Raw genomic sequence first — 19,781 nt, forward strand, 5'->3', positions numbered from 1 at the left:
TCGCCTCCCGGCACGGGCGCGCAGCTACCGGACCGGGTCCTCGCCAGCCCAGGCCTTCGCGTAGAAGCGTGGCGACAGGGAATCCAGCAGCAGGGAGTATGCCTCGGGTTCCAGCGCCTGCGCCGAGCTTTCCGGGACCGCCGGGGCGAAGGCGGAGACGCCAAGCCCGGCGGACTTATCCCGCAGGGTCAGGCCGGCGGCTTCGAGCAGGGTCGGGTACATGTTCAGCTGGTCAATGTCGGAGCGCAGCGGCTGGCTTCCGCCGGGAACCCAGACGCGGTTGAAGATGGTGCGGTTGGGGTGGTGGTCCAGCTGTTCGTGGAACGCGTCGCCGGCACTCATGTGCTTAAGGTGATCGCCCATGATCACCACCGCTGTGTCCTCGAGGTATCCCTGGGCTTCCATGTACTCCACAAAGCCGGCCACCTGCGTGAGGGAGCAGGCGAACACGGACGTGACGGCGCTATCCGTGTCCACATCGCAGTAATCGTAAATGTGGACCGGCTCGTGGGTGTCCAGGGTCAGCACGGAGAGGTTGAATGGCTGCCCGGTGCGTTCTGCCTCGGCGTGCAGCTCGTCCATCTGCTCCTTGGCGTGGGCGAGCAGGCGCTCGTCGCTCAGGCCCCAGTCCTTGCGGAAGTTCTCCTCGGGTTCCCCGGTGGCGCGCCATTCGTTGAGGCCCTTGACCTCGGAGTAGCCGTGGCTGCCCAGGAAGGTGTCCTTCGCGGCGAACGAGGAGTTGGCGCCGCCCAGGAAGACGCTGGTGTAGCCGTGGTCCTCCAGGACGTCGCCCAGGCAGGTGGAGCCGCCCAGATAGGTGTCGACGTCTTCGCCGAGTTCGTTGGTGGCACTGCCGCCGCCCAGGCCCGAGCCCTTCAGGGGAATGCCGCACTGGGTGGAAACCAGGCCGGCCATGGTCCAGCCCCCGCCGTTGTACTGCTGCAGGTTTTCCACGCTCTGCCAGCCTTCTTCGGCCGGGGTGGCTTCCTTGAGGGGAGCGAAGGCGTCCTTTTCGAAGAGCTGGTCATCGGCGAGGGTGGCTTCACCGGATTCGAGGTAGATGGTCACCAGGTTGCGTTTGTTCTCCGCGCTGGTGACGTTCGGCTCCGCGTAGTAGTCCCCGATGTCATAAGGGGAATTCGCGGCCTTGATGTAGTCGCCCACGCCCACAGTGGTTGCGAAGGCCGTGGTGCCGCCGATGACCACCGCGCCCACCAGGACGGTGGAGACGCTGCGCATGACCCAGCGCGAGCGCGGGGAGGAAAGGTGCTGGCCCCGGGCGCGGTGCTTGCGGCGCCGGGAACGCTGCCAGAAGGCGACGGCCAGGGTGATGAGCACGGGCAGGACGCCGACGCCGAGGATGCCCATCCAGACGATGGATCCGCCTCCGCCGTCGGTTTCCACCGACACGAGGTTCAGGAGCATCTGCCCCACCGTGATCTCGCCCCAGAACATCCGGATGCCGATGGCAGCGATAAGCAGGGTGAGGCCCAGCCAGATGAGGAGGTAGACAAGAAGATGCCCTACCACGGCGCCGCTCCGTCGGGCCACGTGAAGATTACGGCCGGACATGGCTACACCTCTCGTTCTGGACGCACGTTTCTCCGGGCACCCTTGACATTCACCCGTTCTCGGGTCATAGAAGACTAATACCGTTAGGGTACCCGTTCAACATGATGGTGCGTTTAGTAACCAGTTGCACACCCGTTGCAGCGGCCTCACCAGCCGCCGCGCGTGGGGGTATGGCCCTTCCTGGCATTCTCCGGCATGGCCATTTCCGCCCGCAGGCCAAGCAGCCGGATCGGGCGGCCGGGCTCGATGGCCCGGGCGAGCTCCAGCGCCCGGTCCAGGACTTCGCCCGGGTCGCGGGTTTCCGGGATCTTCCTGGCGTGGGTCTTGGTGGTGAACGGTGCGTAGCGGACCTTCAGGGTCAGCCCGATCACCGGCCGCCCTTCGGCTTCCACGTCTTTCAGGACGTTCGCGGCCAGTTCCCGTACTGCGTCCTCCACCTGCTCCGCCTCGGCGAGGTCCTGCTGGAAGGTGGTTTCCCGGCTGTGTCCGCGGGCCACCCACGGGGTGTCGTCAACGGTACCGGAGCCGTCGCCGCGGCCCAGCTGCGCATACCAGGGGCCCATCTTCGGCCCGAACTCGGGCACCAGCGACCGCGGATCAGCGGCGGCCAGCTCCGCAACGGTGGTGATGCCCAGCTTCGCGAGCCGGGCGGAGATTTTGTTGCCAACGCCCCACAGCTCCTTGGTGGGCCGGGCTCCCATGACCTCCAGCCAGTTCTCCTTGGTGAGGCGGAAAACCCCGGCGGGCTTGCCCAGATCGGTGGCGTTTTTTGCCCGTACCAGGGTGTCGCCAATGCCCACGCTGCAGTGCAGCTGCGTCTGCTCCAGGACTGCGGACTGCAACTGGCGGGCGTAGGCCTCGGGATCGTCCGTGGACGTGCCAACGAAGGCTTCGTCCCAGCCCAGGACCTGTACGACGGCGCCGGGCCGGGCGCGCAGCGTGGCCATCACCGTCTCCGAGGCGGCGAGGTAGGCGTCGGCGTCGACCGGAAGGATCACGGCGTCGGGCACCTTCCGGGCCGCAATCCGCAGCGGCATCCCGGAGCCAACGCCGAAGGCCCGGGCTTCATAGGAAGCTGTGGAGACCACCGCCCGTTCCGTGGGGTCACCGCGGCCGCCGACGATCACCGGCTTGCCGGCAAGTTCCGGGCGCCTCAGCACCTCGACGGCGGCAATGAACTGGTCGAGGTCAACATGCAGCACCCAGGGGATAGCGTCCACGCGACCAGTGTGCCGCAGGCACCGCTGCGGGACCAGCAAAAATTTCCCGACAGAGCCGCGAACAGTGCAGTCCTCAGCCGTTGCCTGCGGCCAGGCGCGCTACCTGCCGGAGGATGCGCGCGGCACGCACGGCATCATTGGGGGCGGTGACCACCTGCAGCAGGACCGGATACCGGGCAGAGCGGTTGAGCGCGGCAAACGCGGCGGCTGCGGCGGGATCGGCGTCGAGCGCGGTCTGCAGATCCGTGGGGACGTCGAGCTCGGCAGCTCCGGGATAGGCGCTGTCCCAGCGGCCGTCCGCCTTGGCACGCGAGATTTCGGCGTAACCGCGTTCCCGCATCCTGCCGGCAGTAATAAGGCCTGCGGTCAGTTCGATGTTCCGCTTCGACCACAGCGACCGCGCCCGGCGGGGCGTGAAGTGCTGCCGGTAGGTCCCCTGGTCTCCGCTGTTCCTCCGCCCGTCAATCCAGCCGCTGCACAGGGCCTCCTCCAAGGCCTGGGCGTAGCTCAGCGACGTGGGCGAATGAATGCCCTTCTTTGCCAGGACCAGGCGGACGCCGTTGCTGCAGGATTCGTTTTCCTCCAGCCACTCCCGCCAGGCGGCGGCGTCAGCCACCGTCAGTTCTGGAACGGCAGGAGATGGGATTGCGGGCATGCTTCGAGTCTGGCGCATAACCAGGACAACTACGGTCCGCTATCCGGAGCGGACCGGGGCAAACCGCCGGCCCGCACCGTTTACACCGCCAGCGCTGCGTGCGGGTAAACGGCCTGACGGCGCTGGAACTGCAGCACGTCCTTGTTCCGGATGACGCCGTCGCTGATCTCGATCGCCTGCCGGATGGTGTCGTTTTCCGCCCAGGCCGCGGGTCCGCCGATGACGGTTTCCAGGAACGGCAGCAGGGCCTCGCTGATTTCCCAACTGGCGGAGTTCCACAGGTAGGACGGACTGTGGTCCACGGCGTAGTAGTTGATGTGCTCACCCACCTCGAACATGGGGTCCGCGAAGGTAGTGGTTTTCGCCCACTCGAAGCCCATGCCCTCGTCGCAGGACACATCCACAATCAGGCTCCCGGGCCGGAAGGCAGCCAGGTCCTCGGTGCGCAGATAGGTCAGCGGGGCATTGGGATCCTGGAGCGTGCAGTTCACCACAATGTCGCTCTGGGCCAGGAACGGGGCGAGCGGCACCCGGCCGCGTTCGGTGATAACTTCGCTGAGGAACGGCGCAGAGTCATTGTGGTCGAACTGGGCTATCCGCACCGAGTGGATAGGGGAGCCCACTGCCGCGACGCCGCGGTTGGTCAGTACCTGGACCTCGTGGATGCCGTGCGCGTTCAGTGCGGTCACGGCCCCGCGGGCGGTGGCACCGAAACCGATAACGACGGCGCTGAGCCGGCGGCCGTAATCGCCCGTGACGCCGGTCAGGGCGAGGGAATGCAGCACGGAGCTGTAACCGGCCAGCTCATTGTTCTTGTGGAACACGTGCAGGCCGAAGCCGCCGTCGCCGGCCCAGTGGTTCATGGCCTCGAAGGCAATCAGCGTGAGTTTCTTGTCGATCGCGAGCTGGGTGATGGCCCGGTCCTGCACGCAGTGCGGCCAGCCCCAGAGGGTCTGCCCGTCCCGCAGCTCGGCAAGGTCCTCCGGCTGCGGCTTGGCCAGCAGGACGACGTCGGCCTCCGCCACTACCTGGGCCCGGGGGAGGATTGCGCCCACCAGCGGTTTCAGCACGGCGTCGGACACGCCGAAACTCTCGCCGTACCCCGTTTCGAGGATCAGCTGCTGCCGCACCTCCGGCGCGATGCGTTCCAGATGCAGCGGGTGGAGGGGCAGCCGGCGTTCGGCGGGCTTGCGGGTGCTGGCCAGGACACCGAGAGTGAGATGGTGCTCGGGGCCGGTCACTTCTTTTGGTTGCTTGCTGGCTTTGAGCCGGTGGCCTTGTCCATGGAACCGGACGGAGCTGCTGCGGCCTTCTTCTCGGCGCGTTTTTCCTTGATGGATTTGCCGGACTTCTTGGATGCTGCTTGGCGCGGGGACTTGTCTGACATGTTCGCTCCTGTAGCGGAACCGGAGGGGTTCCTGACTCTGAACCATACAGGTCCGGTTCGTCTCCGGGTTACGCATGTTTTTGCGGAGTACCCGGGCCTGCCCCGACCCTGGGTATACCGGTTATGACCGCCGTGCATGAGGCAGAAGCCGCCGCGATCTACTTCAGCGATAAGGCCCCGGTGGGTGAGACCTTGTACAGGCCCACGGTGCCGGACCCGCCCTGCTCCGCGAGCGATTTGGACCGGACCTTCACCTCGAAGGATCCGTCCGGCTTCTCAAACACGTCGTACACCAGGTCCGGGCTGTTCTGCAGGGAATCGGCGACGATCTGCTGTGCGGTGTCGGCGGTCAACGGGGCCCGGGTTCCCGGGAGGGCCGGTGCGGACACGGCAGGCGGTTCCGCGGTCGCCTCCGGGACTGACACTTCGCCCGCAGGCGGTGAGGGCTGCCGGGTGACCGGGGCGGGTGTCGCTGACTTTGCAGCCGTCGCGGAAGGTGTCCGGGACGGTGCGGGATCCGCCGCCTCCGGGCTGACGCTGCAGCCGGAGACAGCCGCCGCCGAGAGGACTAAAGCGGACAGCATTAAAACGGTGGTCCTGGTTGAACTGTTTTCCATACGCAAAGCGATTTCCCCCTGAACAACTGTTAGGCAACCTATCTGCGGGAGCCTAGGCGATGGCGGACCGCCGCTCAAACCCTGGAAGAGGCCGCTGTGGTTCCGGACGTTGGCGGATGACCATTTCGTTCGTGTGGCTTTGCCGTCAGCGCCGGCGCTGGAAATGCGCGGGCCGCAATCAGTGAATAGGCCAGCAGGAAGGCGAGCGAAAACGGGAGGGCCGCCAGCGGCATATCGGTGGCGTTGGGGTCTGACAGCCCCACCGATCCCAGGGCAAAAACACCGACATTGTTGATGACATGCAGGGCGATGGCCGCTTCGAGGCCGCCGGTGCGCCAGGCCAGCCAGCCCGTGGCAACAGCGAAGGCGGCAACATCAATCTGCCCCACCAGCCCGTACCCGTGGCCGAGGACAAACAACGGAACCGGCAGCAGGATTGCAAAGGCCGGATGCCGCAGCCAGGAACCTATGCCCTGCATCAGCAGGCCGCGAAAGGCGTATTCCTCTGCGGTGGCCTGCAGCGGCACAACGGCCAGGACCACCAGCAGCAAAAGCCACACGTTGCCGGAGCTTCCGTCCCCGCGGCCCTCACCGGCCTGCACCCAAGCCTCCGGCAGCAGCAGGCTCAGGCCGTTCCACACCACAAACAGCACTGCGGCCAACCCGAGCAGGCGGGGAAAGACGCGCCAGCGCAGCCGGCCGGTGACGGATGAGAGTGTGCCGGCCGGACGCCTGCCTCCCCAGCGGACGCCCAGTGCTGCCGCCGGCCACAGAAGGCAGATTGTGGCAAGCATAAAGAGCAACTGGGCGGGATCGGTGAGGTCCGCGTCCACGGAGACCGCCCGGTCCACGGCGGTGCCAATGGAAGGCACGAAGATGCCCGCCACCACCAGCGCAACCACTGTCGGCAGCATCAGGACTGCGAACACAGCTACGGCAACCAGAAGGGTGGTTAGCGGGTGCCACCACCTGTTGCCGGGGCGGGCGAGGGCCGCCCGGTGATACGGGTAGGGCTCCGCTGGGAGCCGGGGCAGGTCAGGGACCGGCGGGTCCCGGTGCGGGTCGGTGAATGTCATGAAACCAGCCTGACCGCAGCATGCCGGCTCCCGCTTCGGCCATCGGGTCCTAACCGCCTGCCGGATGGAGGAGATAACCTCATGCTTTCGGCCAATTGCGGGCCCGGCACACAGCTCACTAGGATCGGTGGAATGCCGCCTCTGAGACAACGCCACAGCGCCTGGAGAGTGGCCGGTATTACTGCCGGGACCGGGGTGGCCGGGCTGCTGCTTTTCCTGGTGGTCCAAGGCGCCATGATGCCGCCCGAAGGCGAAGAGGTCACGGGCAGGTTCGCCGCCCTGATGTTCCTGGACTTCCTCCTGGGCCTTGCTGCGCTTGGGCTGCTGCCCCTTGCCCTGCGCCGGGCACCGGTGGGTGCCGGGCTGGCCATCATCGCCGTGAGCGGGCTCTCCAGCCTGGCTTTCCCGGCGGCCTGTCTGTGCATTATCCGCATTGCCGCGCTGCGGCGTCCCAGGTACGTGGCCGCGACCGCGGCAGTCTTTACCGCGGGGATGGCCGCCGGCACAGCCGTCAACCCCGGTGATCCGATCGACGGCGAGATCTGGTGGGTGCTCGTGGCCGCAGTGGTCCCGCTGGTGGTCCTGGTGCTTGTCGGCCTGAACCGCGGCGCGCGGCAGCAGTTGATCGTCTCCCTTCACCACGAAGCGGATAGTGCACGCCGGGAACAGGACGCCCGCGCGGACCAGGCGCGGCTGGCCGAACGCACCCGGATCGCCCGGGAAATGCACGACACCCTGGCCCACCGGCTCAGCCTGATCAGCATGCATGCCGGAGCCTTGGAATACCGGACGGATCTGGACGCCGAGACCATCCGTTCCACGGCCGGGATGCTGCGGGAGACGGCCCATAAGGCAGCAACGGAACTGCGCACCGTGCTGACGGTCCTGCGGGAGGACGAGGCGGAGGCTGCGCCCCAGCCGAACATCGCGTCCATTCCGGCATTGGTGGATTCCGCGCGTGCGGCCGGCACCGAGATCACCCTGAGTATTGAGCCGGCCCTGCTGGCCACCGGGGAGGATGCTCCCGCGGACGCCACCTCCCGCCACCTGTACCGTGTGGCGCAGGAAGGCATTACCAACGCCCAGAAACACGCCCCAGGCCATCCGGTGACGGTGTCCCTGACCGGTGCCCCCGGACAGGGGATTACCGTGAAAGTGAGCAATCCGATTTCCGGCTCTCCGCGCCGCTCGCCGGATGGGCTGGGCCTGATCGGGCTGGCCGAACGGGCCCGGCTGTCCGGCGGGTCCTTTGAATCGGGGGCCCGCCAGGGCGTTTACATGACCAAAGTGGAGGTGCCGTGGTGAAGGCGGACAAAGTGCGGGTAATGGTGGTGGATGATGAGCCCCTGATCCGGGCGGGGCTGCGGCTCATCCTCGACGGGGCGCCGGACCTTTCCATTGTCGGTGAAGCGGGCGACGGCGAAACCGCCGTCCGGCTCGCCGCCGAGCTGGAGCCCGACGTCGTACTGATGGACATCCGCATGCCTCGCCTGAGCGGCATCGGGGCTACTGAACGCATGACCGTGCTGCCCGTCCCGCCCAAGGTGATTGTCCTGACCTCATTCGAGACGGATGATTTCATTCTGTCCGCGCTGCGGGCCGGGGCCAGCGGTTTCCTGCTGAAGGACACCGCGCCGGCCGACATAGTCTCAGCGGTCCGCGCCGCGGCGGAGGACAAGCTGCGCTTCTCCCCGGGAATCCTTAAACGTATTGTCGCGGCCGCAGCCACGGTCCGGCCGGCGCCCGCGGTACAGCCCAATCCGCTGCTGGAGCTCAGTGAACGGGAGCGTGCCGTGGCCCGTGCCGTTGCCCGCGGCCTGACCAACACCGAAATAGGCGCCGAACTCTTCGTCAGCGTAGCTACGGTGAAAACCCATATTGCCAGTGCCTTCACCAAACTCGACGTCACCAACCGTGTCCAGTTGGCCGTGACCGTCCTCCAGGCCGACGCACCGGCCGGGTAGCTTCGGAACCGTTGCCGCTGTGCTTCTCTCTGAAGGGGACCCTAAAGGGGGCGCGCCGCGGACTGATCTGCGGGGGCGGCTGCAGCTGGGGGCACGTTACCCGCCGCCGGACGCACCGGCGCAGGGGCGTCCACCACCGCGCCGGTCACCGGGTCCAGCACCGGCTCGTCAGTTTTGTTCTCTTCCTTCAGCTGCTTCACCTCCGATTTGAAGATCCGCAGGGACTGACCGACGCTCCGCGCGAGGCCGGGCAGCTTCGGCGCGCCGAACAGCACAATCGCCAACACGACAACAACAACTATTTGCCAGCCTTCAAGCCTCATAACAGTGAACCTTCCATAGGGGTGGGGATGGATAATTCGGGGGAGGGCACGCCATGCAGAGCCCGGACCAAAGCCCGGTCACGGTCCTGCAGGCACTGGCTCCCGACGGCGGAATCCGGACAGTTCAGCTCAAAGCCGTGATAGGCGCCGGGATACACATGCAGCTCGGCCGGCACTCCGGCCTGCAGCAGCCGCGAAGCATAGGACATGTCCTCATCACGGAACAGATCCAACTCGCCGGCCTGGATCAGGGTGGGCGGCAGGCCGGAGAGGTCCCGGGCGCGTGCGGGCGCAGCATACGGGGAATCGGCGGTTGCGCCGCCCAGATAGCAGGTCCAGGCGAACTCGCTGTGGGCCCGGTTCCAAGTGGGAATGGCCTCGAACTCCCGGGCAGACGCGGAGGTGTGCGAGGGATCGAGCATCGGGTACATCAGGTAAACGAAGGCAAGCGGCGGTCCGCCGGCGTCGCGGTGGTGCAGGGCCACGGCAGCAGCCAGGCCGCCGCCGGCGCTGGATCCGGCCACGGCCACCCGGGCCGGATCCACGGACAGAGCCTTCGCCGAGGCAAACAGCCAGTTCAAGCCGGCAACCACGTCATTCAGCGGTGCCGGAAAGGGATGCTCGGGTGCCAGCCGGTATTCCACGGCTACCACTGTGGCCGCGGTCCGGGCGCACAGGGCGGCGCAGTACGGGGTATCCAGTGCGATGTTCCCGGCAATCATGCCGCCGCCGTGGATCCAGTAAATGGCCGGATGCGGTCCCGGGCCCGGGGGTGTGAACACCCGCAGGGCCAGTCCGTCCGCGGCATGGTCGCTAACAGTGATCCCCGGCATGGCCGGGGCACCGGCGGGAGCCTCCGCATTCTGCCGGAACGCGAGCAGCTCCGCCAGGGACGTCGGTGGCGGGAAGGAGAAGGAATACTCCAGCCCGGGCCGGAGTTCCGGGTCCACCCTCGCCAGGAAGGACGCCATCAGGCCAGCGCGTCCGCGAACCAGCCGGTGATGGTGGCCGGATGGGTGATGGCGGTCCCGACGACGACGGCGAACGCGCCTGCGTCCAGTGCGGCCCGTCCCTGGGCGGGGCTGTGGATCCGGCCTTCGGCGATCACCGGCCGTCCGCCCAGGTCCACTGCGGCCAGCTCGTGCAGCAGCTCCAGATCGGGTCCGTCAGTCTTTGACCGCTCCCCGGTGTAACCGGCCAGTGTGGTGCCGATGATGTCCGCGCCGGCCTCGGCGGCAGCCACGGCGTCGGCGGCCGAACCGCAGTCGGCCATCACCAGCGCCGGTGACTGCCGGTGCACGCCGTCGATGGTTTCGGCGAGCGACAGGCCGTCCGGCCGGGGACGGCGTGTACCGTCCAGGGCCACGATGTGTGCCCCGGCGTTCGCGCAGGCCAGCGCGTGGTGCAGCGTAGGGGTGATGAAGACGCCGTCGTGTCCGTCTTTCCAGAGCCCGATCACCGGTACCTCCACGGCCGAACGCACGGCCAGAATGTCGCCGATGCCCTGCACCCGGACGGCCGCGGCTCCGCCGATCACGGCGGACTGCGCCACCTGGGCGGTGGTGCGCGGATCGCGCATCGGCTCGCCCGGGTAGGCCTGGCAGGAGACGATCAGGGACGAGCGGAGGGGAGCAAGATCAAGCATGGGAGCCTTCGGAAACGGGGATGAGGGACAACGCCCGGCGGGCGGCGCCGCGGATGGCCGCGGTTTCGCCCAGCCGGGCCGGGACGATGGGCAGGTCGATGAGCGGACGCAGCAGTTCGCCACGGGCGGTACGTTCCATGGCGTCCCACCAGAGCGGCCCGGCGAACGCCAGCCCGCCGCCCACCACAACGACGGCGGGGTCCAGGACGTTGGCCAGCCCGCCAACGGCGGACCCGGCGGCCTCGGCCCCGCGGCGCAGGGCTTCGGCGGCCACCGGATCGCCGTCGGCCGCCAGCCGGTAGACCTCCCGGGTGTCCAGTGCGGTGGTACCGCCGAGCCGGGTGTACAGCGCAAAAATGCCGGGGCCGGAGGCGATGGCTTCCACATGCCCGGCGGCACCGCAGCTGCAGGGAAGCGGTTCGGCGGCCTCATAGGCGAACGGGGAAGCTAAGTGGCCCACGTGCCCGGCGGTGAAGCTGGCCCCTTCGATGGGCCGGCCGTCCAGAACGTAGCTGCCGCCCACCCCGGTGCCCATCCCGATGAACAGGACGCTGGGCACGCCCGCGCCCGCTCCCAGCCAGCTTTCACCGAGCGCATGGGCGTGGACATCGTTGAGTGCCGCCGCGGGCAGCCCGGTCCGGGCAGTAAGCTCGGCGGTCAGTTCCGTGCCCGCCCAGCCGAGGATCGCGTCCGTGGCTGAGGTCACCACGCCGCGAACGGAATCGATGACCCCGGCCGCCCCGATACCCAGTCCCTCCACGGCCAGGCCTCGGAGGCCGGCCTCCTCAAGCAGGGAGCGGGTGAGCCGGGCGGCCGTTTCCAGCACCTCGTCGGCCCCGGACTGTGACGGGGTGGGCACGGCGAAGGAGAACACCACGTTCCCGCCGGCGTCGACAATCCCGCCCGCGGTCTTGGTGCCGCCCAAATCGATCCCGATGACGTGGCGCATGGAAATCAGAGCAGCCCGTTGTGTTCGAGGACCGCGCGGATGGCGGCGGTTTCGGCCTCGTTCAGTGCGGCCATGGGCGCGGACATGACATTGGTGTCGATGACCCCCAGCAGCATGAGGGCGGTCTTGAAGGCGCCCAGTCCGGCGGCGCCGGGGGAGACGCGGCCGGGGGTGGGTGCGTAGACAATGTTGAAGAGGTTCGCGAGGCGGTCCTGGATCCGGGCCGCTTCGGCGTAGTCGCCTGCCTGCGCGGCGGCGTACAGCGCCGCGTAACCTGCCGGGTCCACGTTGCCCAGGCCTGGAACCACGCCGTGGGCGCCGCCCAGCAGGGCGCCGTCCACCACTACCTCATGGCCGGTGAAGACCGCGAAGTCCGGGATTTCCCGGGTGGCCAGCAGCAGCTGACGGAAGGACACATCGTCGCCGGAGGAGTCCTTCACACCGGCCAGGACGCTGTCCCGGGCCAGGGCCACCAGCATGGGCAGCGGCAGTTTGAAGTGGGTGCGGACCGGGACGTCGTAGGCGAACAGCGGCACGTCGAAGGCGGCGTGCAGGGCGCGGAAGTGGGTTTCGGTCTCGGCCATGTCGGAGATGGCGTAGAACTGCGAGGTGGCTACGATGGCGTCCGCGCCGAGCCCGATCAGCCGCCGGCCTTCCTCAATGACGCGCGGGGTGGTCTGCTCGCTGGCCCCGGCAATGAGGGGCACCGCTCCGGCATTGACGCCGGCGATGGTGCGCATAACCGTGTCACGCTCGCTGTTGGTCAGGTACGGGACCTCGCCGGAGGAGCCCAGCACAAACAGGCCGCTGACGCCGCCGTCAAGCAGGTACTTGGTCAGCTTCTCCAGCGAGGCGGTGTCAATGGCGCCGTCCGCGGTGCGGGGCGTGACGACCGGCGGGATGACGCCGTGGAAGCGGGACGTTGGTGCGTGTGACAAAACTTCTCCAGTGCTTGGTGTTGGTGCGGAATGTAGGGGTGCAGTTTGAGGGTCAGGCATGCAGCAGGCTGGGTGCGGCGCCGAGCAGGGACTTGGTGTAGTCGTTGGCGGGCGAGTCGAAGACCTGCCGGGCCGGGCCTTCTTCGACAATCCGGCCGAAGTACATCACGCAGATCCGGTCCGAGACGTAGCGGACGGTCTGGATGTCATGAGAGATGAAAACCATGCCCAGGTTCAGGTCCTTCTTCAGGTCCGAGAGCAGGTTCAAGACCTGCGCCCGCACCGAAACGTCCAACGCCGAGGTCGGCTCGTCGGCCACGATCACTGACGGGTCCAGGCACAGCGCCCGGGCAATGGCGACGCGCTGGCGCTGGCCGCCGGAGACCTGGTGCGGGGTGACCTCGGCGGCGGACTGCGGCAGGCCGACCAGGGCCAGCAGTTCCCTGACCTTGGCGTCCCGGCTCTGCTGGTTGCCGATGCCGTGGACCTGCAGCGGGTCGGTAAGGATGTCGTGGATGGTCATTCGCGGGTTCAGTGCGGTGGCAGGGTCCTGGAACACCACACCGACGTCGCGGCCGAAGGTCTTCTTTGAGGAGGAGGCCCGGGTGCTGACCTTTTGGCCGTGGAACAGGACAGAGCCTGACGTCGGCTCCTGCAGCCCCACCAGCACGGAGGCCAGCGTGGACTTGCCGCAGCCGGATTCGCCCACAATGCCCACGGTTTCGCCGCGGCGGACGGTGAAGTCCACGCCGTCCACTGCCTTGACGATGTTCGGGCGGAACAGGGAGCCGGAACGTGCCCGGTGGTAGACCTTCACATCCTTTAGCTCGAGGACGGGGCGGGTGTCTGTGTGCTGCACGGTGCTGCTCATGAGTCCTGCCTTGCTGTAGTGCCGGAATCCACCAGGGCGGCCGGGGTAGGCGCTGCTGCGCCGGTTTCGTGGCTGGCCCAAAAGTGGTCCTGGTTGCCGACGCGGACAAACTCCAGCACCTGGTTCGGGTCCGCATCGGGACGCAGGGAGCGCTCGGCGAACCGGTCGCCGGGGGCGAAGTCCTTGGGGGAGGGGACGGTGCCCTGGATCTGGTGCAGGCGGTCCGCGCCGGCCTCAATGGAGAGCACCGCACCCAGCAGCCCGCGGGTGTACTCATGCTGCGGATTGCCGAGCAGTTCGGGAACGTCGGCGGATTCCACCACCTGGCCCGCGTACATCACGGTGACCCGGTGGGCCAGGGAAGCGACCAGGGCCAGGTCGTGGCTGACGAAGACCATGGCGAAGCCGAGCTGCTCGCGCAGTTCGTTGAGCAGGTCCACCACCTGCTTCTGCACCGTCACGTCCAGGGCAGTGGTGGGCTCATCCGCCACCACGATCTTGGGTGAGCGGGACAGCGCCATGGCAATCAGCACGCGCTGGCGCTGTCCGCCGGAAAGCTCGTGCGGGTAGCTCTTGAGCGTACGGTCCGGGTCCAGCTTCACCATCTCCAGCAGCTCGCGCGGGCTCTTCCGCCCGCCGCGCCGGGTCAGCTGCAGCATCTGGTCCTTGATCAGCATGGACGGGTTCAGCGAGCTGAGTGCGTCCTGGTACACCATGGCGATCTGCTCCCCGCGCAGGCCCTTGTACAGCTTGTCGCGGTCCTTGGGGTTGTTGGTGAGCAGTTCCTTGCCGCGGTACCTAATGGAGCCGCTCAGCCGGGCGGTGGCAGGAAGCAGGCCCATGATCGCCAGGGAAGTGATGGACTTGCCGCAGCCGGATTCACCCACCAGGCCCATGGTCTCGCCCTCGCGGACGGTGAAGCTGACCCGGTCCACAATGGCGGTTTCGCCGTAGCGTTCCGGGAACCGGATGGAGAGGTCCCGAACCTCCAGGATCACCGGGGCGTCGGTACTGACCGGAGGCAGCCGGTCGGAACGGGCCGACTCTGCGGCGGCCAGCAGTTCCAGTTCCGCGGCGAGCGCCTCCAGTGAGCCGGCCCTGGCAACGCGGGCACCGGCGTCGGAACGCAGGGAACCGGCGGCGGCACCGTCGGCGTCCGTTCCGGCGTCGGCGGATGCGGTGAGCGGGGACTCGGTCAGCGAGGTGCCCGCGGGATCCAGCACGGAGGGCTGGGAGGCGGTAGCCACGGCGTCGGCGGCCCGCTTCGTCTTTCGGCGGGTGCCCGGGTTGACCATCGCATCGGTGAGGCCTTCGGCCAGGATGTTCAGTGCCAGGACGGTCAGCAGGATGGTGATGCCGCCGAAGGTGGTGGGCCACCAGGCCCCGGAGAAGACCACGTTGCGGCCGTCCGCCATCACGTTGCCCCAGGACGCGGCGGGCTGCTGGACGCCGGCGCCCAGGAAGGACAGCGAGGCTTCCAGGATGATTGCATCGGCCACCATCACGGTGGCGAACACCAGCACGGGGGCGGCGCAGTTGCGGGCAATGTGCTTCAGGAGAATGTAGGTGCGCCCTGCGCCGATGACGCGTTCGGCTCGGACATAGTCCTCTCCGTACTGGGCGAGCACGTTGGCGCGGACCACGCGGGCCAGCTGCGGGGTGTAGACAATGGCGATGGCCAGGATCAGCACCGGAACCGTGGATCCGAAAAGGTTCAGCGAATGCTCACGCAGTGCAAACAGCAGGGCGGCGGCCAGGGCGATGCCGGGGAAGGCCATCATGATGTCCAGGATCCGCATCACGGTTTCGCTCACGGCCTTGCGGGACGTAGCGGCGACGGCGCCCAGGATGGAGCCGAGCACCAGGGCCAGGGCGACGGCGCCCAGGCCAATCGAGATGGACACCCGGGCCCCGTAGAGCATGCGGGAGAAGACATCATAGCTGGAGCCGTCCGTGCCGAAGATATGGTCGCCGGCGGGGGAGAGGACGGGAGCGGTGGATTCGTTTTCGCCGAAGGGGGCCAGGAAGGGCCCGAAGATTGCCACGAGCACAATAAAGGCCAGGAAGCCGAGGGCCAGCTTGGAGCTGATGCTCAGCGCAGTGAAGCGGGCCCCGGTGTTGCTGAGCCGTTCGGTTAGTCCGTTGCGCATGGTTACACCGTCCGGATTCGAGGATTGATGAGCAGGTAGAGCAGGTCAACCACAATGTTGACCAGCACAAAGGCAACGGCGATGGTGAGCACGGCGCCCTGGACGAGGTTGGTGTCCGACGTCGTCAGGCCCACCACAATGAGGTCTCCCATGCCGTTGAGGCTGAAGATTTTTTCGATGACGACGGCGCCGCCGAGCAGGTAGCCAACGCGCAGTCCCAGCACGGTCACCGGGGTGACCAGTGCGTTGCGGAGGACGTTGCGCGCCACCACGGTGCGGTAAGGCACGCCGTTGCCGATGGCCGTACGGACGTAGTCCCGGTCCAGCTCTTCCACCATGGAGGTACGCACCACGCGGATGAGCGAGGCGGAAACAGGGATGCCCAGGGCCAGCGCGGGCAGTGCCATGGAATAGAGCCACCCGACAAAACCGTACTGGTCCGCCCAGGCGAGGCCGCCGGTGGGGAAAATGGAACCTTCGGGCAGGGCAAACCACTGGATCAGCAGGATGGCCAGCCAGAAGGAGGGCGTGGCGATGGCGGCAATGGAGAAAATGCGGATGGCCTGATCCGGCCAGCGGTCCCGGTAGAGGGCCGCGGCCACGCCGAGGGTGAGGGAGAGGATGACTGCCAGCAGGATGCCCAGGAAAGTCAGCTGCAGGGTGACAGGGAAGGCGGTGGCGATCTTGGCGGCCACGGATTCTTCGGGCGGGTTGGTGGTGCCGAAATCCAGCCGGATCACACCGGCGAGGTAGCGGAAGAACTGGATGAGGAGGGAATCATTGAGTCCGCGCTCCTCACGCCAGGCCTCTTTGGCTTCTTCGGTGGCGTTTTCACCGAGGACGGCGGTGGCGCGGTCAGCAGGTACCACTGAGAGCACGATGAAGACCATGATGGTCACGCCCAGCAGCATGATCGGCAGGGCGGCCAAACGGCGGCCCAGCAGACGGAAAAACATTGTCACTGCATAACTCCAATACAGGGGAGGCCGGCGGGACGCCCCGGTGGAAACGTCCCGCCGCGAGTGGTGGTGCTACTTGCGTCCTACCCCGATGAAGGACACGCCGGTGGTGGGCAGCGGCTGGAAGCCGTCCAGTGCGTTGCTGTCCCACGCGGTGGGCAGCTTGCGGTGGAACAGCGGGTACAGCGGTGCTTCTTCGGCAACAATGTTGACCACGTCGGCGTGTATCTTCTTTGCTTCATCCGGGTCCACCTGCACGGCCTGTTCCAGCTTCTGCTGCACAGCGGCGTACTCGGGGGTGGTGTTCCAGCCGGCGCGGGCCTCCATCCAGGTGGCGCCGCGGTAGAACCAGCTGAGCAGGATGTCCCCGTCGTTGCCGAAAACCGATGGGTCGCCGGGAGCGCAGAGGACGTCAAAGTTTTTGCCGCCCACCTTTTCCGGGGCGTACACGGCCGCAGACTGCAGGATCTCCAGGGTGGTCTTCACCCCGATGGCGTCCCAGTACTCCTTGATCAGCGGCACCACGCGGGTGACCCACCCGGTGTCGGTGGAGGTCAGCGTGACGGTCATGTTCTCCATCCCGGCCTCGGCGAGCAGCGACTTGGCCTTGGCGGCATCAAAGCCGTAGCCGGTGGAGGCCTTGGTGTAGGAGGGGTGGCCTTCCTGGAAGTACGACGACGCCGCGGCGGCGTTGCCCAGCAGTGCCTTGGAAATGACCGCATCCGTGTCGATGGCGTAGTGCAGGGCCTGGCGGATCCGCTTGTCCGGGAACTTCACACAGTTGAACATCAGGAACAGCAGACCGAAGGACTGCACCGATTCCACGTCCACCTTGGCGGCCAGCTGGTCCACATCCAGGTAGGGCACGTCTTCAATGGCCTGGGTCCGGGACGGAACCGCTGCCACACGGGCTGCCGGGTCGGCCAGCAGCAGCCAGGTCATGTCCGCCACCCGGGCAGGGTATTTGCCGTTGTAGCCGTCGAACTTCCTGAAGACAATGCGGTCTTCCTTGACCGCGGACACCAGGCTGTAGGGCCCCGAGCCGACAGGCTTCAGATCAAAGCCGGCCGGATCGGCCTTCACTACGGCTTCGGGTACCACCTTGATGACGGAGATGCGTGAGCTGAAGCCCGGGAAGGGGTACTTCAGCTTGAACTGAACGGTGGAGTCATCCTTGGCGGAGACGGAGTCGATGAAGGGGATGAAGCCCGCGAACAGGGATTTGTTGGCCGGATCCATCACACGCTGGAAGGAGAAGACGACGTCGGCGGTGGTCACCGGATCGCCGTTGTGGAACGTTGCCCCGTCGCGGAGCTGTACTTCGTAGGTGGTTTCATCCACCTTGACCGGCTCGGCCTTGGCCAGGGCCAGATAGGACTCGCGTGTGGCCGGGTGCAGCTCGGTGAGGCCTTCGAAGATGTGCAGGTTGGCTGCCTGCGGGGTGGCTCCGGTGGAAAGCATCGGATCGAAGCCGGTGGAGAGCTGGTAGGAGATGCCGGCTTCGATGGAGCCGGTGCCCTGGGCGGCTGCATTGCCGGCCGGGGCCGGGCTTCCGCCGGGGCTGCAGGCGGAAATGGAGCCTGCGAAGGCTGCGGCAGCACCCATGACGCCCGCAAGCTTGAGGAAATTGCGGCGGCTCGAATCCTTCAGCAGCCCGCCGGGTTCAAAAGAGTTGCTCATCTATTGCCTCACCATCCAAGTCACTTATCGGACGTAGGATGTCCGAAGTTGTTTCGTGAACTGTAAGGTTCATCACAGCGCCGCGTCAAGCTTTTGTCGGCGGGGTACCTGGAGCCTCTTCCGGAACAGGTAGGACATCCTATAACCTCAAACTGTCTTTCGTTCTCTCACTACCGCCATCCCGTTCAGGAGGATCCCGATGAGTCTGCCCGAGGCGTCACTGCCGCCGGCGCGGTTCAGCGCCCAAAACCGTTCCCGCGCCCTGCAGGCGGACATCATGGAACTCATCCTTGACCGCGACCTGAAGGCCGGGGATGCGTTGCCTACCGAGGCTGAGCTTGCCGCCACGTTGGGTGTCGGGCGGAACACGCTGCGTGAGGCACTCAAGGTGTTGCAGGCTCTGGGTGTGGTGGAGATCCGCCACGGGTTCGGCATGTTCGTGGCGCCGGCCAATTTTGACGCGCTCGCTGACGGCCTGACGTTTAGGGGCAGGCTCTCCCTCCGCCATGAAGGCAAGGAAGCCCTGCAGCTGGTGGACGTGCGGCAGGCGCTCGAGGCCGGCCTGGTGGGAGAGGCGATGGACCTCTTCACCCCGGAACACCTGGCCGATATCGAAGCCACTGTCCGTGAAATGGAGGCCCGGGCAGAGCGCGGGGAAATCTTCACCGAGGTGGACGAGACCTTCCATTACCAGCTGTTTGAACCCCTCGGGAACGAACTGCTCTCCAACCTGATGTCCGTCTTCTGGAAGGTGTACGGCAAGATCCACTCCGAACTTGGCGTGGACCCGCTGATCAACCTGGTGGAGACCGCGGCTGTGCACCGCGATATTTTCGAAGCGGTCAAGGACGGCGACAAGGAACTCGCTTCCGAGCGGCTGCGTCGCCACTTTGACGGCATCCGGGCCGAACTCGCGAAACTCCCCGATGCCCGATGAGTGCCGGAACCATGAACCTGATCCGCTGCTCCGGGGATGCGGCCCTGGGACAGGCCGGCGCCGACGTTGTGCTGCAGGCGCTCGCCCGGCCCGCGCCGGTGATAGGAGTGGCCACGGGATCCTCGCCGATGCCGCTGTATGCCGCCCTGGCCGCCAGCGGTGCGGATTTCGGTGCCGCCACGTGGTTTGCCCTCGATGAATACGTGGGGCTGCCGGCGGGCCATCCGCAAAGCTACGCCGAGGTACTGCGCCGCGAAATCATTGACCCGCTGGGCCTGGACCCCCGGCGGGTCCACCTGCCGGACCCGCACCGGGCGGACCTGCAGGATGCCGCACACAGCTACGAACAGCAGATTGCCGCTGCCGGCGGCATTGACCTGCAGATCCTGGGCATTGGGCGCAACGGGCACCTCGCGTTTAATGAGCCGGGAGCCGCGCTGGATTCGCGCACACGGGTGGAGACCCTCACGCAGGACACCCGGCATGCCAACCAGCGCTTCTTCGCTTCCCTGGATGAGGTGCCAACGCACTGCCTCACCCAGGGGCTCGGAACCATTCGCGAGGCCAGGCATCTGTTGCTGCTTGCGCAGGGTCAGGACAAGGCCGATGCCCTGGCGCGTGCCCTCACCGGTCCGGTGACACCGGAATGCCCGGCGTCGGTGCTGCAGCTGCACGGAAGCGTCACCATTCTTGCGGACAACGCCGCCGCCTCGCTTCTTACCCCGCGCAACTGACTGACCGCAGCGTCCCCCGAACGGAAACTCACTGTGACTCTGGACCCCGACAGCGACCTGGTCCTGCAGTTCATTTCAGCGGCCCGGTGCTCCCTGCGGACAAT

General features: G+C 67.0%; 20 protein-coding genes. 4 read left to right on the forward strand and 16 right to left on the reverse strand.

Annotation, left to right across the window (positions count from 1 at the left end):
* Positions 1 to 24 precede the first annotated feature (24 nt).
* The 7 genes from QWJ37_RS15185 to QWJ37_RS15215 all read right to left on the reverse strand — a co-directional run bounded on the left by QWJ37_RS15185 (position 25) and on the right by QWJ37_RS15215 (position 6,527).
* Positions 25 to 1,572: an LTA synthase family protein gene (locus tag QWJ37_RS15185; RefSeq protein ID WP_290245829.1), complete on the reverse strand. Its 1,548-nt coding sequence runs from the start codon at positions 1,570 to 1,572 to the stop codon at positions 25 to 27.
* 146 nt (positions 1,573 to 1,718) lie between these two features.
* Positions 1,719 to 2,774 carry a DNA polymerase IV gene (locus tag QWJ37_RS15190; RefSeq protein WP_290245939.1) on the reverse strand — a complete coding sequence of 352 codons (1,056 nt, stop codon included), beginning with the start codon at positions 2,772 to 2,774 and terminating at the stop codon, positions 1,719 to 1,721.
* A 91-nt stretch (positions 2,775 to 2,865) separates the two neighbouring features.
* A complete protein-coding gene (locus QWJ37_RS15195; protein WP_290245830.1) occupies positions 2,866 to 3,447 on the reverse strand; it encodes a YdeI/OmpD-associated family protein in 582 nt (193 codons plus the stop codon).
* A gap of 80 nt (positions 3,448 to 3,527) precedes the next feature.
* Positions 3,528 to 4,688 (reverse strand): N(5)-(carboxyethyl)ornithine synthase, encoded by a 1,161-nt coding sequence (locus QWJ37_RS15200; RefSeq protein WP_290245831.1) that lies wholly within the window; start codon positions 4,686 to 4,688, stop codon positions 3,528 to 3,530.
* Positions 4,685 to 4,834 carry a hypothetical protein gene (locus tag QWJ37_RS15205; protein WP_227904837.1) on the reverse strand — a complete coding sequence of 50 codons (150 nt, stop codon included), beginning with the start codon at positions 4,832 to 4,834 and terminating at the stop codon, positions 4,685 to 4,687. Before QWJ37_RS15205 ends, QWJ37_RS15200 begins: the two co-directional genes overlap by 4 nt.
* Positions 4,835 to 4,992: 158 nt before the next feature.
* A complete protein-coding gene (locus QWJ37_RS15210; RefSeq protein WP_227929323.1) occupies positions 4,993 to 5,187 on the reverse strand; it encodes a hypothetical protein in 195 nt (64 codons plus the stop codon).
* Positions 5,188 to 5,525: 338 nt separating this feature from the next.
* Complete coding sequence (locus tag QWJ37_RS15215; protein WP_290245832.1) at positions 5,526 to 6,527, reverse strand: type II CAAX endopeptidase family protein; 1,002 nt, start codon at positions 6,525 to 6,527, stop codon at positions 5,526 to 5,528.
* Positions 6,528 to 6,695: 168 nt separating this feature from the next.
* Here QWJ37_RS15215 and QWJ37_RS15220 point away from each other — a divergent pair, with 168 nt between their 5' ends.
* Both QWJ37_RS15220 and QWJ37_RS15225 read left to right on the forward strand, forming a co-directional pair.
* Positions 6,696 to 7,832 (forward strand): histidine kinase, encoded by a 1,137-nt coding sequence (locus tag QWJ37_RS15220; RefSeq protein ID WP_290245833.1) that lies wholly within the window; start codon positions 6,696 to 6,698, stop codon positions 7,830 to 7,832.
* Positions 7,829 to 8,491, forward strand: a complete 663-nt coding sequence (locus tag QWJ37_RS15225) for a response regulator transcription factor (RefSeq protein ID WP_227904843.1) — start codon at positions 7,829 to 7,831, stop codon at positions 8,489 to 8,491. Before QWJ37_RS15220 ends, QWJ37_RS15225 begins: the two co-directional genes overlap by 4 nt.
* A 41-nt stretch (positions 8,492 to 8,532) precedes the next feature.
* Here QWJ37_RS15225 and tatA read toward each other — a convergent pair whose 3' ends face one another.
* From tatA to QWJ37_RS15270, 9 genes are all read right to left on the reverse strand, one after another.
* Entirely contained in the window at positions 8,533 to 8,814 is a 282-nt protein-coding gene (gene tatA / locus QWJ37_RS15230) for a Sec-independent protein translocase subunit TatA (protein ID WP_227904846.1), read from the reverse strand.
* A complete protein-coding gene (locus tag QWJ37_RS15235; RefSeq protein ID WP_290245835.1) occupies positions 8,811 to 9,785 on the reverse strand; it encodes an alpha/beta hydrolase in 975 nt (324 codons plus the stop codon). Before QWJ37_RS15235 ends, tatA begins: the two co-directional genes overlap by 4 nt.
* On the reverse strand, positions 9,785 to 10,459 hold the full coding sequence (locus QWJ37_RS15240; protein WP_290245836.1) for an N-acetylmannosamine-6-phosphate 2-epimerase: 675 nt from the start codon (positions 10,457 to 10,459) through the stop codon (positions 9,785 to 9,787). Before QWJ37_RS15240 ends, QWJ37_RS15235 begins: the two co-directional genes overlap by 1 nt.
* A complete protein-coding gene (locus QWJ37_RS15245) occupies positions 10,452 to 11,408 on the reverse strand; it encodes an ROK family protein (RefSeq protein WP_227904853.1) in 957 nt (318 codons plus the stop codon). The genes QWJ37_RS15240 and QWJ37_RS15245 overlap by 8 nt, the downstream gene beginning before the upstream one ends.
* 5 nt (positions 11,409 to 11,413) lie before the next feature.
* Positions 11,414 to 12,346 carry a dihydrodipicolinate synthase family protein gene (locus tag QWJ37_RS15250; RefSeq protein WP_227904855.1) on the reverse strand — a complete coding sequence of 311 codons (933 nt, stop codon included), beginning with the start codon at positions 12,344 to 12,346 and terminating at the stop codon, positions 11,414 to 11,416.
* A gap of 52 nt (positions 12,347 to 12,398) precedes the next feature.
* Positions 12,399 to 13,217, reverse strand: coding sequence for an ATP-binding cassette domain-containing protein (locus tag QWJ37_RS15255; RefSeq protein WP_290245837.1), 819 nt, complete (start codon positions 13,215 to 13,217; stop codon positions 12,399 to 12,401).
* On the reverse strand, positions 13,214 to 15,367 hold the full coding sequence (locus tag QWJ37_RS15260) for a dipeptide/oligopeptide/nickel ABC transporter permease/ATP-binding protein (protein WP_290245838.1): 2,154 nt from the start codon (positions 15,365 to 15,367) through the stop codon (positions 13,214 to 13,216). Before QWJ37_RS15260 ends, QWJ37_RS15255 begins: the two co-directional genes overlap by 4 nt.
* A gap of 2 nt (positions 15,368 to 15,369) precedes the next feature.
* Complete coding sequence (locus QWJ37_RS15265) at positions 15,370 to 16,323, reverse strand: ABC transporter permease (protein ID WP_227905218.1); 954 nt, start codon at positions 16,321 to 16,323, stop codon at positions 15,370 to 15,372.
* 75 nt (positions 16,324 to 16,398) lie between these two features.
* Positions 16,399 to 18,006 carry an ABC transporter substrate-binding protein gene (locus tag QWJ37_RS15270; protein ID WP_227904858.1) on the reverse strand — a complete coding sequence of 536 codons (1,608 nt, stop codon included), beginning with the start codon at positions 18,004 to 18,006 and terminating at the stop codon, positions 16,399 to 16,401.
* A 199-nt stretch (positions 18,007 to 18,205) separates the two neighbouring features.
* On the opposite strand from QWJ37_RS15270, the gene QWJ37_RS15275 reads away from it, so the two are divergent.
* Both QWJ37_RS15275 and QWJ37_RS15280 read left to right on the forward strand, forming a co-directional pair.
* Positions 18,206 to 18,943, forward strand: coding sequence for a FadR/GntR family transcriptional regulator (locus QWJ37_RS15275; RefSeq protein WP_227904859.1), 738 nt, complete (start codon positions 18,206 to 18,208; stop codon positions 18,941 to 18,943).
* Positions 18,940 to 19,677, forward strand: coding sequence for a glucosamine-6-phosphate deaminase (locus QWJ37_RS15280; protein ID WP_227904861.1), 738 nt, complete (start codon positions 18,940 to 18,942; stop codon positions 19,675 to 19,677). The genes QWJ37_RS15275 and QWJ37_RS15280 overlap by 4 nt, the downstream gene beginning before the upstream one ends.
* Positions 19,678 to 19,781 lie beyond the last annotated feature (104 nt).

This window comes from Arthrobacter sp. YD2 (genome assembly GCF_030410475.1).
In the GTDB taxonomy this organism is placed as follows: domain Bacteria; phylum Actinomycetota; class Actinomycetes; order Actinomycetales; family Micrococcaceae; genus Arthrobacter_B; species Arthrobacter_B zhangbolii.

Excerpts from the sequence above, each read along its gene's own strand:
- QWJ37_RS15185 (WP_290245829.1), bottom strand. The coding sequence starts at position 1,572 with ATGTCCGGCCGTAATCTTCACGTGGCCCGACGGAGCGGCGCCGTGGTA.
- QWJ37_RS15195 (WP_290245830.1), bottom strand. The coding sequence starts at position 3,447 with ATGCCCGCAATCCCATCTCCTGCCGTTCCAGAACTGACGGTGGCTGAC.
- QWJ37_RS15205 (WP_227904837.1), bottom strand. The coding sequence starts at position 4,834 with ATGTCAGACAAGTCCCCGCGCCAAGCAGCATCCAAGAAGTCCGGCAAA.
- QWJ37_RS15215 (WP_290245832.1), bottom strand. The coding sequence starts at position 6,527 with ATGACATTCACCGACCCGCACCGGGACCCGCCGGTCCCTGACCTGCCC.
- tatA (WP_227904846.1), bottom strand. The coding sequence starts at position 8,814 with ATGAGGCTTGAAGGCTGGCAAATAGTTGTTGTTGTCGTGTTGGCGATT.
- QWJ37_RS15235 (WP_290245835.1), bottom strand. The coding sequence starts at position 9,785 with ATGGCGTCCTTCCTGGCGAGGGTGGACCCGGAACTCCGGCCCGGGCTG.
- QWJ37_RS15240 (WP_290245836.1), bottom strand. The coding sequence starts at position 10,459 with ATGCTTGATCTTGCTCCCCTCCGCTCGTCCCTGATCGTCTCCTGCCAG.
- QWJ37_RS15245 (WP_227904853.1), bottom strand. The coding sequence starts at position 11,408 with ATGCGCCACGTCATCGGGATCGATTTGGGCGGCACCAAGACCGCGGGC.
- QWJ37_RS15255 (WP_290245837.1), bottom strand. The coding sequence starts at position 13,217 with ATGAGCAGCACCGTGCAGCACACAGACACCCGCCCCGTCCTCGAGCTA.
- QWJ37_RS15260 (WP_290245838.1), bottom strand. The coding sequence starts at position 15,367 with ATGCGCAACGGACTAACCGAACGGCTCAGCAACACCGGGGCCCGCTTC.
- QWJ37_RS15265 (WP_227905218.1), bottom strand. The coding sequence starts at position 16,323 with ATGTTTTTCCGTCTGCTGGGCCGCCGTTTGGCCGCCCTGCCGATCATG.
- QWJ37_RS15270 (WP_227904858.1), bottom strand. The coding sequence starts at position 18,006 with ATGAGCAACTCTTTTGAACCCGGCGGGCTGCTGAAGGATTCGAGCCGC.
- QWJ37_RS15275 (WP_227904859.1), top strand. The coding sequence starts at position 18,206 with ATGAGTCTGCCCGAGGCGTCACTGCCGCCGGCGCGGTTCAGCGCCCAA.
- QWJ37_RS15280 (WP_227904861.1), top strand. The coding sequence starts at position 18,940 with ATGAGTGCCGGAACCATGAACCTGATCCGCTGCTCCGGGGATGCGGCC.